At 37.3% G+C, this 15,418-nt stretch carries 13 protein-coding genes; 2 read left to right on the forward strand and 11 right to left on the reverse strand.

Annotation, left to right across the window (positions count from 1 at the left end; translation table 11 throughout):
- Positions 1-8 precede the first annotated feature (8 nt).
- Together ACGH46_RS07080 and ACGH46_RS07085 are read left to right on the forward strand one after the other, a co-directional pair.
- Positions 9-1,421, forward strand: a complete 1,413-nt coding sequence (locus ACGH46_RS07080; protein WP_411604990.1) for a PTS fructose transporter subunit IIC — start codon at positions 9-11, stop codon at positions 1,419-1,421.
- A 63-nt stretch (positions 1,422-1,484) separates the two neighbouring features.
- Positions 1,485-1,919, forward strand: a complete 435-nt coding sequence (locus ACGH46_RS07085) for a PTS sugar transporter subunit IIA (RefSeq protein ID WP_411604993.1) — start codon at positions 1,485-1,487, stop codon at positions 1,917-1,919.
- Positions 1,920-2,093: 174 nt separating this feature from the next.
- Here the strand turns inward: ACGH46_RS07085 and ribD are convergent, their stop codons facing one another.
- From ribD to rpoD, 11 genes are all read right to left on the reverse strand, one after another.
- The gene (gene ribD, locus ACGH46_RS07090) at positions 2,094-3,209 is read right to left on the reverse strand and encodes a bifunctional diaminohydroxyphosphoribosylaminopyrimidine deaminase/5-amino-6-(5-phosphoribosylamino)uracil reductase RibD (protein ID WP_411604996.1); all 1,116 of its coding nucleotides are present in this window, start codon (positions 3,207-3,209) and stop codon (positions 2,094-2,096) included.
- An 8-nt stretch (positions 3,210-3,217) separates the two neighbouring features.
- Positions 3,218-3,670 carry a transcriptional regulator NrdR gene (gene nrdR, locus ACGH46_RS07095; protein WP_065558910.1) on the reverse strand — a complete coding sequence of 151 codons (453 nt, stop codon included), beginning with the start codon at positions 3,668-3,670 and terminating at the stop codon, positions 3,218-3,220.
- Between the two features lie 158 nt (positions 3,671-3,828).
- The gene (gene thrC / locus ACGH46_RS07100) at positions 3,829-5,118 is read right to left on the reverse strand and encodes a threonine synthase (RefSeq protein ID WP_411604999.1); all 1,290 of its coding nucleotides are present in this window, start codon (positions 5,116-5,118) and stop codon (positions 3,829-3,831) included.
- 121 nt (positions 5,119-5,239) lie between these two features.
- Entirely contained in the window at positions 5,240-6,178 is a 939-nt protein-coding gene (gene thrB / locus ACGH46_RS07105; RefSeq protein ID WP_411605001.1) for a homoserine kinase, read from the reverse strand.
- A complete protein-coding gene (gene thrA, locus ACGH46_RS07110) occupies positions 6,179-8,635 on the reverse strand; it encodes a bifunctional aspartate kinase/homoserine dehydrogenase I (protein ID WP_411605004.1) in 2,457 nt (818 codons plus the stop codon).
- Between the two features lie 360 nt (positions 8,636-8,995).
- Positions 8,996-9,325, reverse strand: coding sequence for a hypothetical protein (locus tag ACGH46_RS07115; protein WP_065558914.1), 330 nt, complete (start codon positions 9,323-9,325; stop codon positions 8,996-8,998).
- A 124-nt stretch (positions 9,326-9,449) separates the two neighbouring features.
- Positions 9,450-10,199 (reverse strand): SDR family oxidoreductase, encoded by a 750-nt coding sequence (locus ACGH46_RS07120; RefSeq protein WP_267352361.1) that lies wholly within the window; start codon positions 10,197-10,199, stop codon positions 9,450-9,452.
- A 167-nt stretch (positions 10,200-10,366) separates the two neighbouring features.
- Positions 10,367-10,843 (reverse strand): universal stress protein UspA, encoded by a 477-nt coding sequence (gene uspA / locus ACGH46_RS07125; RefSeq protein WP_065558916.1) that lies wholly within the window; start codon positions 10,841-10,843, stop codon positions 10,367-10,369.
- A 66-nt stretch (positions 10,844-10,909) separates the two neighbouring features.
- Positions 10,910-12,424, reverse strand: a complete 1,515-nt coding sequence (gene pitA, locus ACGH46_RS07130; RefSeq protein ID WP_411605007.1) for an inorganic phosphate transporter PitA — start codon at positions 12,422-12,424, stop codon at positions 10,910-10,912.
- A 68-nt stretch (positions 12,425-12,492) separates the two neighbouring features.
- Entirely contained in the window at positions 12,493-13,464 is a 972-nt protein-coding gene (locus tag ACGH46_RS07135) for a bile acid:sodium symporter family protein (RefSeq protein WP_411599061.1), read from the reverse strand.
- Positions 13,465-13,530: 66 nt separating this feature from the next.
- Entirely contained in the window at positions 13,531-15,372 is a 1,842-nt protein-coding gene (gene rpoD / locus ACGH46_RS07140; RefSeq protein ID WP_267352364.1) for an RNA polymerase sigma factor RpoD, read from the reverse strand.
- Positions 15,373-15,418: the final 46 nt, after the last annotated feature.

Consider the following 15,418-nt stretch of genomic DNA (forward strand, 5'->3'; position numbering starts at 1 on the left):
GGGGCGTTATGAAGAAGATACTTGCTGTAACAGGCTGCCCAACCGGTATCGCACATACCTATATGGCAGAAGAAGCGCTAAAATCAGCTGCGCAAAAAGCAGGAATTGAAATTAAAGTAGAAACCAATGGTGCAAGTGGTGTTGATAATGCAATTACCGAAGCTGATATGGCAAATGCCATTGGGGTGATTATTGCGGCAGATAAAGATGTTAATCCTGATCGCTTTAATGGTTTACCTGTTATTGAAGTTCCCGTTAAAGAGGGTATACACAAAGCTGTAGCATTAATAGAGCAGATTACTTCAGGGACAGTTCCTATTCGTAAAGGCGTACAGAATAGTGTTAATAATGCGATCTTAAAGCAAGTGGAAGTCAAAGAATCGATTGGACGCCAGCTCTATAAACACTTAATGAGTGGTGTGTCAAACATGCTGCCTTTCGTTGTCGCTGGTGGTGTACTCATAGCTTTATCATTTTTATGGGGTATTTATTCCGCAGATCCTAATAATGAACAATATAATGAATTTGCAGCAATGCTTAAACAAATCGGTGGAAAAGCATTTGACATTATGGTGCCTATTTTCACCGCTTTTATAGCCAATTCCATTGCAGGTAAGCAAGGGATGGTTTCCGGTTTTGTAGGTGGATTAATGGCTACGGCTACTGGAGCAGGTTTTTTAGGCGGTATTCTCGCTGGATTTGCTGCTGGTTATCTGATGCTGTATCTCAAAAAATGGTTAGATCATCTACCTCGCTCTTTCGAAGGACTGAAATCAATTTTTATTATGCCATTAATCGGTGTATTTGTTATTGGTGCAGGGATGTATTATCTCGGTAAACCCACCGCCATAGCGAATAACACAATGGCTGTATGGCTTGGTTCATTACAACATACTAATCCAATTTTACTCGGTATTGTCATTGGCGCTATGTGTTCCTTTGATTTTGGTGGCCCTATTAATAAAGCAGCTTATGTAACAGGTACTATGTTATTGGGTGAAGGAAATTACTATTTTATGGCTGGGGTTTCAGCTGCTTGCATTGCACCGCCTTTTGTTATCGCCTTTTCGACGACCATTTTCCGTCAAAAAGCCTTTACAGAAGAAGAACGTGCTGCGGGTATTGTCAATTATGTTCTCGGTTCCACACATATTACCGAAGGCGCAATTCCATTTGCGGCAAAAGATCCTTTGCGCGTCATTCCAATCATGATGTTATCGTCTGCCATTGCATCCGTATTGACATTTCTATGCCAGATTCAAGTGCCTGCTCCACATGGCGGCTTTTTAGTACTGCCACTGGTAAATAAACCATTTTTATGGGTAGCGTGCATTTTTATTGGTGCGCTGGTTGGCGCTGTGTTACTGGGTTTACTGCGTATGCATGAGAAAAGAAAATCAAAATCGATAACAATGCGTTAATTAATTAACAATTAGTTAGACATTAAACAATTATTCAGGATAAATTTTAAACAGGAACACCATATGAATAATTTAACCTTATCAATCAATGATATCTCGATTTTAAATGGTCACTATTCCAAACAAGAAGCCATTAAGTTAGTCGCTGAAAGTATGATAGCATCCAATTTAGTCACCAATGACTATACTCAAGCAATGTATGATAGAGATGCGCAAATATCGACTTTTTTAGGTAATGGTATTGCCATTCCTCATGGTACCACCGATAAACGTGATAGCGTATTAAAAACAGGTTTGAAGATTATCTATTTTCCGAAAGGCATTCACTGGGATGAAGATGATAATATTGCTTATGTTGTCGTAGGCATTGCAGCAAAAGCTAATGAGCATCTAAATATACTGCGTCAACTTACTCGAGCGGTGATTGCTGAAAATACCTTAGCACGCATACATGCCGTTCAAACTCCCGAAGAGTTATTGGCTATTTTACAAGGGTAATTAATATTTATCCTCCTATGAGTGTGGATCACCTTAGCTCATAGGAGATAATCACAATCTAGTGGAATTGTGATAACTATTGAGTTCCATAAATTTGCATTTATCAGACTTGCAAATAGTCACTATAACTTGCATCTTTGTTAAACCTATTTAAATGAATATTGGAAATGAAGACTATTTTCGTGTAAGAATAACTCTCAAATCTTCGTCAATCATTTCAACTGACTCAAAGTGAAATTGTGGTGCGAATGCAAGTTTTTGCAGATTGGGCAATATACACATATTTAACGCATTATGTCCCAATAATTTAGGGGCATAATAGATAACAAGTTCATCCACTAAATCTTGTTCGATTAATGCACCTGCCAGATGAGCACCAGCTTCAACCCAAACCGTATTCATCTGTTTTTCAGCCAATAGCGAAAATAATTTAGATAAATCTATTTGTTTGCAATGCGTTGGTTCAATAATTATTTTGGTATTTGGCTTTTCTATGGGAGTATCGTTTTTTCGTATCACCCATGTTTCACCAGATTGATTAAAAATATTTTCAGTTCCTGTTAACTCATCTTGACTGTCGATAATGACTCGAATTGGTTGTCTGACATCTTCTAATGAATATATTTTTTGTATGTCATCCGGCAATTCATTAAATCTAACCGTTAAACTTGCATTATCTGCTTGTACTGTCGCCCGAGTACTTAAAATACAACTGGCTTGAGCACGAAACTGTTGTACATCTTCTCTTGCCTTGTTTGAGGTTATCCACTTGCTTTCACCTGATGCCATGGCGATTTTTCCGTCTAACGAAGCCGCCAGTTTAAGTTGGACAAAAGGCAAGCCTGTGCGCATGCGTTTTAAAAAACCTTTATTAATCGCTTCCGCTTGGTCAGCTAAAACCCCTTGGGTTACCTCAATACCAGCATCTTGTAAACGTTTAATGCCCTTACCTGCAACATTAGGGTTGGGATCTTGCATGGCGATAACGACACGTTTAACCCCTGATTGAATTAATGCATCGGCACAAGGTGGCGTTCGACCAAAATGACTACAAGGCTCTAAAGTAACATAAGCGGTTGCACCTTTTGCTTGTTGTCCCGCCATTTGTAGGGCATAAACTTCTGCATGTGGTTGACCCGCTTTTTGATGATAACCAGTCCCAATAACTTGATTATCTTTAACGATGACACACCCGACATTAGGATTAGGCGTTGTCGTGAAACGACCCAGTTTTGCAAGCTCAATCGCTTGATGCATGTAAACGTGATCTTGATCAGAAATTGTTGTCATATTATTGATTATTTTTGTTGTAATTTAGCAATTTCATTACTAAATTGTTCAATATCATCAAAACTAAAATAGACAGAGGCAAAACGAATATAAGCAATTTTATCTAAATTTTTAAGCTCCTCTATGACATAGTCACCAATTAATTTTGCAGGAACTTCTCGCTCACCCGTTGCTCTCAGTTTAGACTTAATACGTGTGATAGCATCTTCAATAGCATCAAAACTAACAGGACGTTTTTCAAGTGCACGCTTAATGCCATTACGGAGCTTTTCTTCGTTAAATGGTTCACGAACTTTATTGCTTTTGATGACATTAGGCATGATTAATTCAGCAACTTCAAATGTGGTGAAACGTTCATTACATTCCACACATTGACGACGGCGACGGACTTGGTAGCCTTCTCCAACCAAACGAGAATCAATGACTTTAGTATCTTCAGCATTACAAAACGGACAGTACATAAAACATCTCTATAATGACATAATATACATTACAATATCTGAAAATGTTAATTTAAACAAGGTTTACCTTAATAAAGTCAATTTGTTTTTGAAAATTAGCCTGAACACTTAAATATCCAGCCAAACAGACCGTCGCCAATTCAGCGACGGAAAGCGAATTACCAATCTAACTGAATCAAAAAATCACGTAATTTGACAAAATCATCAGGCATATTATGCGAAAGTAAAGGCATATCTGCACGCTCAGCTAATGCTTTAGGTAATGGAATGGTTCGCCCCAAAATATCTTCAACCACTTCTTTGAATTTTGCAGGGTGTGCAGTACCTAAAAATAATCCATATTCACCGGTTTGCAGTTGGTCACGAAGCGCACGATAAGCAATAGCGCCATGCGGTTCAGATAAATAACCTTTTTTATCCAGTTCACGAACGGCTTGTTTAGAAACTTCATCGGAAATAGCGGCATGTCCAAGTGTTTTTAAAACCCAACCTTCACGGTGATAAATTTCTTCTATACGTGGCCAGTTATTAGGTTGGCTCACATCCATTGCATTAGATAGCGTGGCAATAGTAGGATGAGGTTCCCATTTGCCCGTCTCTAAATAACGAGGGACGGTATCATTATCATTAGTCGCGGCTATAAAGCGTTTGATCGGTAACCCCATCGTCTTGGCTAATAATCCGGCAGTTAAGTCACCAAAATTACCACTTGGCACCGAAATGACCAACTGTTCTCGTTGCTTTGGCGTAAGCTGGGCATAGGCTTCAAAATAGTAACAAATTTGGGCGAGTAACCGGCTAATATTAATTGAATTTGCTGAATTTAAACCAATTGCTGTCTTTAACTCTTCATCATCAAAGGCTTTTTTAACCAAAGCTTGGCAGGCATCAAAATCACTTTGAATAGCAATAGTATGAATATTATCGCCCAATGTACAAAAGAGTTTTTCTTGTAGAGGGCTGATTTTTCCTTGTGGATATAAAATTATCACCCGAATATTAGGTAGATGATAGAAAGCATGGGCAACGGCAGCACCAGTATCACCTGATGTCGCCGTTAAAATAGTGATTTTATCATCGGCAGCAACTTGAACTAATGCTTGCGCCATAAAGCGCCCACCAAAATCTTTAAAAGCAAGTGTTGGGCCGTGATATAACTCTAAAGTACCAATATCATTTTCAACTGCTGTGACTGGCGCAGGAAATTGAAAGGCATTATTAACTAAACGTTGCATATCTTGATGACTGATTTCATCGCCAATAAATGCGGATAAGATTTTGGCACTTCGCGTTACAAAATCGAGTTTTAATAATGATTCAATTTCGTTTGCAGAAAATTTTGGCAATATTTCTGGAAAAAAAAGCCCTTGGTTTCGTCCTAATCCTTGCTTAACGGCCTGAGCAAAGCTAACTTGCTGAGCGTGATCTTTTAAATTATACAATTTCATGATATTTTCCGATAATCTTTATGCTTTAATTGGTTACACTTTTTGACAACCTTTTTAGCGGTTAGTCAGTCATAAATTAGAATAGGTTTAAGTTTAACTCACGTTTCAAAAATGGATAAACTTAAATTACTCTTGCCCCTTGTTGATCAATTTTACAAATATGCGTAAACCCATCACTATTTTGTAAATAGCGACTTTTAAGAAGTAGTTCGATTTGCTGCGCAGTCTCTAATTTATCCGCAATAACAAACATGGTTGGTCCAGAACCTGAAATGCCTGAAGCTAATGCACCAAGTTGTTTTACACGTTGCTGTGTTTCATCAAAGTTTGGTAACAACTGTTTGCGATAAGGTTCAGCAATATTATCGATCAGCATGGCAGCGGCTAATTTAGATTGCTGGGTATAACAGGCATGCACAAAACCCCCTACATAACGACCATGAGCGACACAATCTGATTTTTGATATTGTGCAGGTAAAATAGCCCGTGCTTCAGCTGTTGAGACTTTGATTCCCGGATAAGCCATAACCCAATACCAATCTTCAAAATGAGGAATAGATTCACTGATTATGCCCATTTCATCCAGAATCAGTTGCATGCCACCTAAATAGCAAGGCGCAACGTTATCATAATGCACACTACCCGAAATTCGTCCTTCCAGTTCACCCATCATTTTAAGCATTTCAATTTGATTAAAAGGTTGACCAAAATACTCATTTAAGGCAACAAACGCACCCACGACTGAACACGCACTTGACCCTAAACCTGAACCAATAGGCATATTTTTTTCAAGTGTGATACTAACCGGTAACGTTTTACCCATTGCTTTACAAAAACGCTGCCAACATTGATATACAATGTTGTATTTAGGGTCTCGTGGCAATTTTTTAACAAACTGACCTTTACTAACCAGTTTAAATTCTGTTGATGATTCAACAGTGATACAATCACCCAGCATCGTTCCACTTATTGGGCTAATCGCTGCACCTAAAATATCAAATCCCACACTGATATTCGCCATTGATGCAGGAGCATAAACTGTTATGGATTGATGTGTCATTTAACCTCCGATTTTTCCTGAAGTTGTACGCAAAATATCGGCAAACACACCCGCTGCAGTGACATCATTACCTGCTCCATAACCTCGCAAGACTAATGGGATTGGCTGATAGTAGCGAGTATAAAATGCTAAAGCATTTTCACCATTTTTAACTTTATAAAGTGGGTCTTCACTATCGACGGCTTCAATTTTAACACTACATTGTCCGCCCTCAATGCTGCCTACATAACGCAATACTTTGCCTTCTTGTATCGCTTTTTCGGATTTTGCTTTAAATTCAGCATCCAGTTGCGGTAATTTTGTCATAAACTCTTCGATACTTCCTTGCGCATATTCTTTGGGTAACACCGATTCCACTTTTATCTGATCTAACTCAAGTTGTAATCCTGCTTCACGGGCTAAGATTAATAGTTTTCGAGCAACATCTGTCCCTGATAAATCATCTCTTGGATCGGGTTCAGTAAAGCCTTTCTCTTTTGCTAGCTTCGTCGCCTCTGATAACGACATGCCTTCATCGAGTTTACCGAAAATAAAAGAAAGCGAACCCGACAAAATACCCGAAAATTTAATGAGTTCATCACCGGCATTGAGTAAATTTTGTAGATTTTCAATAACGGGTAACCCTGCCCCCACATTGGTATCATATTGGAACTTACGTTTACTTTTTTCAGCTTCTTGTCGTAAACGTAAATAATAAGCCATTGAACTGGTATTCGCTTTCTTATTAGGGGTAACCACATGGAAACCATTGGCTAAAAAGTCTGCATATTTATCAGCCACTTCACTACTAGAAGTACAATCAACCAAAATTGGATTGAGAAGACGATTATTTTTAGCAAATTCAATTATGCTTTCTAAGGTATAAGGAATGTCAGATTGTTTAATCTGTTCTCGCCAATTTTTTAGATCAATGCCATCACGATTTAATAAACTGTGTTTAGAATTAAACAGACCGCAGACCCGCAGATCAATCTGTTTATTTTTAAGCCATTTTTGTTGGCGTCCTATCTGATCAACCAGTGCTCCCCCTACACCACCTACACCAACGACAAAGACATCTAACATTTTGTCGGTGCCAAATAGCATTTGATGAGTAACACGCACCCCCATTACGGCGACATCATTATCCACAACAACCGAAATTGAGCGTTCAGATGAACCTTGAGCAATAGCCACAATATTAATATTGGCTCGCGCCAAAGCAGTAAAGAAATTAGCTGATAGACCTCGTAGCGTGCGCATACCATCACCAACCACCGAGATAATAGCAAGCTTATCAATTACTTCAATCGGCTCCAGTAATCCATCTTTTAATTCTAAATAAAATTCATCATTTAATGCTTCTTGAGCTCGATATAATTCTGTTTGAGGAATACAAAAGCTAATACTATATTCTGATGAAGATTGCGTAATGAGTACTACCGAAATACCAGCATAAGACATGGCAGCAAAGACCCGTGCCGACATGCCGACCATTCCTTTCAAACCAGGGCCAGATACATTAATCATAGCCATGTTATTGAGATTAGTTATGCCTTTTACTGGTGTTGTTGAGTCAACGACATTGGCACCGATCAATGTTCCCGGCGCATCAGGATTATTGGTATTTTTGATAAGACAAGGTATTTGGAACTGAGCAATAGGTAAAATAGTTCTTGGATGAAGCACTTTGGCACCAAAATAAGATAGTTCCATGGCTTCTTGATAAGACATAGTCTTGAGTAATTTAGCATCCGGTACAATACGAGGATCACAAGTATAAACACCATCGACATCCGTCCAAATCTCGCAACAATTAGCTTGCAAACAAGCCGCTAACACGGAAGCGGAATAGTCAGAGCCATTACGCCCAAGCACAACGAGTTCCCCTTTATCATTTCCGGCGGTAAAACCAGGCATCAATATTATATGGTCTTCAGGGATGTGCATATCACTAATTCGATGTGTGGATTGAGCAATATCAACCGTTGATTCCAAGTAGTCACCTTCTGCAATTAACATTGCCACTGGATCAATAACCGTGACTAAATGCCCTTTTGCTTTAAGCAGTGCTTGCATAATGGCAATAGAGAGTTTTTCACCTCGACAAATGATAGAAGCATTGATGCTATCGGGGCATTGTCCTAATAAACGAATACCTTCAAGTAGCTGTTTGATATGATTTAACTCATTTAATGCAAAATGTTTCATGGCTTCGTAAGCAAAATTTGGTTGTGCTTTTGAAAGACCTTCTAACAAATCCGCAAAGATTTTTTCCGCTTCATAAAGGTTATTTTTAATATCTTGCCCATCAACCGTTTTCTCAACCATCGCTACTAAATGGTTAGTGATTTTTGCCGGCGCCGATAATACTGTCGCTGTTTGCTCTTGTTTAGCATTATTCTCAATAATTTCTGCTACTCGCAAAAAACGTTCTGCATTAGCGACAGATGTTCCTCCAAATTTTAATACTTTCATATCACACCCACCCTTACTATCCTAAGTTATGTCATTGACCATCCAAAATACCATTGAGCCAAAACGTCTGATAAAAACTCATTGCAGTTAAATAAGATTTTTTTCTTATCTTGCCTGAAGTCGTTTCATCTTATAAGAAATTTTGAACCTCATATCTTCAATACAAAATAAAAACCCGCCTTTTTTGGCGGGTTTTCTTATATTTTTTAGAAAAATATCAACCCGCCCTAGATCGCATAATGGTGCCTAAGGTGATAATAATGCCTGTGATTGTCATTATTATGTTCATGATATTCCCTACTCTGTTTTTATTGCTATACAAAATAAAACAGCCCGACATTTTCATGTCGGGCTGCTATATCAAAATACTTTTTTGCTATTTTCGTATTCATTGACCACTTTGTTCAATGCTTGATATATGCTTTGTGCATCTTGTTTTTTCAATGCTTCATCAAGGATATTTAAATACGATAACATCAATTTTTGATTATCTTCGGCAAACTGGGGTGATACTTCCTGATCTTCATACAACATGACATAAGTTCGCGCAAACCCAAAAATCAAAAAATACACGGCAGCATTTTTTGGATCGTCTTGAATTAATGAGCGCATAGCTTTACGCAGTTTGACATAACTATCTGTGCCCGGCAAACTTGTCGCAAATGTTTTTGTTACTTCAGAGAAAGTCATTGCCATAAACCTTAATCAAAATTATAGGATAAAAGAATAGCAATCCATTAGCTTAAGTGCAAGTCTATTTTGTTTACTAAACTTAATTTTTTACTATTCTAAAAAACAATTAATTTATTTTGTTTTACTCTTTAAATACTGATAATCCTGCTTGAGCTTGAGCCACAGGCATGATTTCTATCGAAGTCACATTAAAATGTGGTGGTGTATTGACTAACCATGAAATGGTATTGGCAATATCGTCAGGTGTAATATAATCCACACCTTTATAAACAGCAGCGGCTTGTTCATTATTACCATGAAATCGCACATTAGAAAATTCAGTTCCGCCACATAATCCCGGTTCAATATTGGTCACTCTAATTTTTTTACCCAGTAGATCTGTTCGTAAATTGGCACTAAATTGTTTTACAAAAGCTTTAGATGCACCGTACACATTGCCACCTTTATAGGCATAACTCCCCGCAACCGATCCAAGATTAATGATATAACCAAAATTACGTTCAACCATTCCCGGTAAGATTTGATGAGTTAAATGCACTAACCCAATAATATTTGTTTCAATCATTGTTTCCCAATCGTCATAATTAGCTTGATAGGCAGGTTCGAGCCCTAACGCCAAGCCAGCATTATTAATGAGGATATCAATGGGTTGAAATTCTTTAGGAAGTTGTAACAATAGGGATTCTACCGCATCATTTTTGGTCACATCTAAAACCAATGGTAAAAAATTGCACCCCAGTTCGCTGGCAAGACTTTTTAATTTATCTTCTCGCCTAGCAGTTCCGATAACTTTGTAACCATCAGCAATCAACTTACGACACGTTGCTTGACCAAAACCTGAAGATGCCCCTGTCACTAATGCAATATTCATCGTAAATCTCCTTATTGATTAATTTATACCTTTGAGTATAGCCCTGAAAACGTCAACATGCCTTATCAAAAAATGGCAAAGTAGTCATGTTATACTCATTTAACTTAAGAAATAAGAATCGGAAGTATTCTTTACAGTAACGTGTAAAGAATAAAAAAACCCGCTATTTAAGCGGGTTGATCATTAACTTTTCCTTTGGCGGTTTGTTCAGCGGGTTCTTCATCTTTTAATGGGACAATCAAAGTATCAATATGCGTATTATTGATAAGTTGACGAGCGGAAGACATTAATTTACTCCAGAAATCTTGATGATGACCACATACAACAAGATCGACGTTGAATTCATGAATAGCTTCAATCAATACCTGACCAAACTCCCCATTGCCTGATAATGTATGAGCAATAGGATAACCAGCATCATCGGCTAATTTATTTAAAGCAATATGGGCATCTTCGGTAATTTTATCCTTCATATCATTCATATTAATATCAACTAAACCTGTGTAAAGATCAGAATAATTAATACCAACATGAATCAATGAGACTTGAGCATTATAAGGTCTTGCCATCGATACCGCTTTTTCAACAAGCACTTCACTTTCAGGTGATAAATCCACTGCGACTAATATATGTTTATAAGCCATTGTTCTTTACTCCTTTCTTTTTTGGCGCTCAGATTAAAAGTAAAATTAATATCTTCTTTTTTACTACTAAATTAATTTTTGAGCAAGCCAAAAAAGTGATCCAGATAGCAAAATTGAAATTGGCAATGTTAAAATCCAAGTTAATGCAATATTTTTTATCGTTTTGCTTTGTACCCCACCACCATCAACAATCATGGTACCGGCAACCGATGAAGAAAGAACCTGTGTTGTTGATACAGGCATTCCTGTATAACTGGCGATACCAATTGATAATGCGGTTGTAATTTGCGCTGACACACCTTGTGCATAAGTCATCCCTTTTTTACCAATCTTTTCACCAATAGTGATTGCAACACGTCGCCAACCAATCATAGTGCCTAATGCCAGTGCTGAGGCAACAGCAATAATAATCCAAACAGGTGCATACTCAACGGTTTTGAGTAAATCATTATTTAAAGATTTTAAATATTGTTTATCTTCAGTGGAAACATTAGGTTGTTTTGCAACATGCGATACGGTATCGGATAAACAAAGTAAAATACGTCTTGCTTGTGAACGTTGATCGACCGTTAATGCTTCATAATCATTAAGTTTATTAAATAATGAATTAGCAATACCGATCGTCATAAATGAACGAGAGTAGTCGCAGTGATATTGATTAATATCGGTTGTAGGAATTGTCGAATCGATAACGGGTTGATGACCAATTACGCTGGTTAAATCTTTTTGATGTGAAACAAAATACTCTTCAATATTGTGAATTGCATTACGGGTATTAGTGATGTCATAAGTAGACGCACTCATATTAACAATAAAGCCTGCTGGTGCAATTCCCATTAAAACTAACATTAACAAACCAATCCCTTTTTGCCCATCATTCGCACCATGTGAAAAACTAACACCTGCTGCTGATATAATTAACATGATACGGATCCAAAAAGGAGGTTTCTTTTTACCATAGAGTTTTTCACGCTGTTCTGGCGTCATAAAAATACGTTCTCTTTTTTTACTGCTTTTTTTTCTTTGACCTTTACGAGTCCAATATTTACGCAATAAAAATATCATTAAACCCGCAATGATTAACCCAACCAGAGGGGAAACAATTAATGACAGGAAAATTTGAATCATTTTAGGAATATTAAGCGCTTCAATAATTGAAGTATCCATGATAAATGCGTTAGCAAGCGCAACCCCAATAATTGAACCAATTAAGGTGTGCGAACTTGATGCAGGAATACCGACATACCATGTCCCTAAATTCCAAATAATGGCAGCAAATAAAATTGAAAAAACCATTGCCAGTCCATGCGCTGAACTAACATTGAGTAATAAATCGGTTGGTAAAAGGTGAACGATTGCGTAAGCAACACTTAACCCACCCAAAAGTACACCAAAAAAATTAAACACGCCAGCCATAAAAACAGCGAGTTGTTCTTTCAATGCTCTTGTATAAATAACAGTTGCCACAGCATTAGCTGTGTCATGAAATCCATTAATTGCTTCGTAAAAAAGAACAAAAAGCAATGCAAAGACTAATAATATAATTGTTGAAAATTCTAAATCAGCAAATAGATGAAACATAATATATCTTTCTGTAGTTAATGGCGGCTCTATTATCCTTGAGAATAAGGCAATGAGCAAAATAATTTTTATATTTTTCGCTTCGCATAACGAGCGGCTAAAAAGGCACAAATCATCAATTGAATTTGGTGAAAAATCATTAAAGGTAAAATCATTATTCCCATAATCGAGATAGGAAAAATAACACTTGCCATAGGAATACCACTAGCAAGACTCTTTTTTGACCCACAAAATACAATGGTGATTTCATCTTCTTTATTAAAGCCCAATAATCTTGCGCTATAAGTAGTGAACAATAATACAAGAATTAATAATAAAATAGAAAAAAAGATGACACTAAATAGCGATAACACGCCAACTTGAGACCAAATTCCATTTACGACAGCGTCACTAAATGCCACATAAACCACTAAAAGAATAGATAAACGATCCGTTTTAGAAATGATATTTTTATATTTGTCGACCCATTTGCCAATATACCGTCTGGATAAATGACCAATAATAAAGGGTAACATTAATTTGAGCATAATTGAGCTAATGGCATCCATGATATTCATGGATGCAACAGCCTGTGTATGCATCAATAAACCAACTAATACAGGCGTGATAAAGACACCTAATAAAGTGGATGCTGAAGCACTACAAATGGCCGCAGCGACATTACCTTTTGCAATTGATGTGAAAGCTATAGCGGATTGAACGGTGGCAGGTAGAACGCAAAGGTAGACAAATCCTAAATAAAGATTTTCAGAGAGGAAAGTTGGCACCAATAATTGCATCATGACGCCCAAAATCGGAAAAACCACAAAAGTGGTGATAAAAATCAGCAAATGTAATCGCCAATTTTTAATGCCAACAACGATTGCTTGAAAAGAAAGCTTTGCACCATGCATAAAAAACAGTAAACCAATGGCGAAGGTGGTCAAATGTTCGAATGCAGTTTTGGTTTCACCTTTACAAGGAAACAAGCTAGCAGTCAGCACAACGCAAATCAGAATTAATAAAAATGGATCTATCTTAAAACGTTGTAATATATTCATAATTAACAGTTTACACGTTAAAAAAATCGCCACAATTGTGGCGATATAGTTACAAATAAAAAAATACTATTCTAAAAAGCTACGTAACACGTCTGAACGGCTAGGATGACGCAATTTACGCAGTGCTTTGGCTTCAATTTGACGAATACGTTCACGTGTTACATCAAACTGTTTACCAACTTCTTCAAGCGTATGATCGGTATTCATATCAATACCAAACCGCATACGTAAAACTTTTGCTTCACGTGGGGTTAATCCAGAAAGAATATCACGTGTTGCGCTACGTAAACTTTCAGATGTTGCCGCATCTAATGGTTGCTCAAGAGCCGTATCCTCGATAAAGTCCCCTAAATGTGAATCTTCATCATCACCGACTGGGGTTTCCATTGAGATTGGTTCTTTGGCAATCTTAAGTACTTTACGTATTTTGTCTTCAGGCATTTGCATGCGCTCTGACAACTCTTCTGGCGTAGGTTCACGACCGATTTCTTGTAACATTTGACGTGAAATACGATTCAATTTATTAATCGTTTCAATCATATGTACTGGAATACGGATAGTTCTTGCCTGATCCGCAATCGAACGAGTAATCGCTTGTCTGATCCACCAAGTTGCATAGGTTGAAAATTTATAACCACGACGATATTCAAACTTATCAACTGCTTTCATCAAACCAATATTACCTTCTTGGATAAGATCTAAGAACTGTAAACCACGGTTTGTATATTTTTTAGCAATAGAAATCACTAAACGTAAGTTTGCTTCAACCATTTCTTTCTTGGCACGACGAGCTTTTGCCTCACCAATAGACATACGACGATTAATATCTTTAATCTGTTCGATAGAAAGATTAGTTTCCGTTTCAATTTTTTGAAGCGATTCAATTTGTGCAGCAACTTGCTCTTCAAACTCTTTTAAATTAGCGGCAAAAGCCCCTTTTGAGCTTGATGCTTTAGTAAACCAGTTCATGTTATTTTCATTACCCGTAAAATAGGTCATAAACTGTTTTTTCGGCATTTTACTTTGTTCGACACAAATCTTCATAATGACACGTTCATGTGCTCTTACACGATCCATCATGCTTCGCATATTGTTGACTAGAATGTCGAACTGTTTACCAACTAAACGAAATTGCTTAAATATTTCAGATAAATTTTCGATCTCTTTTTGTGCTTTTTTGTGAGCTCGTCCGTATTTTTTGATCGCTTCTGATGTTTTATCGTGTTGCTCTTTTAATTCAGCAAATTTAGCACGTGCAACTTCAGGATCGATAGAGACATCATCGTCTGCTGAAGAATCGCTATCTTCATCTTCGCTTTCATCATCACTGTCATCAAGTTCGATGTCAGCTTCACTATCTTCCAAATCTTCAGGAAGTGCATCACCTGATCCTTCAGCATTAGGATCAACAAAACCAGTGATTAGGTCGGATAATCGTACCTCACCACTTTCGGTTAAATTATATTGTTCTAAAAGATATGTAATTGCTTCTGGATATTCTGATACCGACGTTTGAACTTGGTTAATCCCATCTTCAATACGTTTGGCTATATCAATTTCGCCTTCACGAGTTAGTAGTTCAACTGCCCCCATTTCACGCATATACATACGGACGGGATCGGTTGTTCTACCAATTTCTGACTCAACATTTGATAATACCAATGCCGTTGCTGCTTCAACGGCTTCTTCATCAGGGACATTGTCTGAAAGTAATAAGTCATCAGAATCTGGGGCTTCTTCAAGCACTTGAATCCCCATGTCATTAATCATTTGGATTATATCTTCAATCTGATCTGAATCAATAATCTCTTCAGGCAAGTGATCGTTGACATCAGCATAGGTTAAATATCCTAACTCCTTACCTCGAATGATTAGGAGTTTAAGCTGTGATTGAGAATTTTGCTCCATAAAGGTATCCACATTAAAGTTGTTCGGTCATGTATATTATATATGT

Origin of the sequence: Gilliamella sp. CG22 (genome assembly GCF_046635725.1) — a bacterium.
Taxonomy (GTDB): domain Bacteria; phylum Pseudomonadota; class Gammaproteobacteria; order Enterobacterales; family Orbaceae; genus Gilliamella; species Gilliamella apicola_I.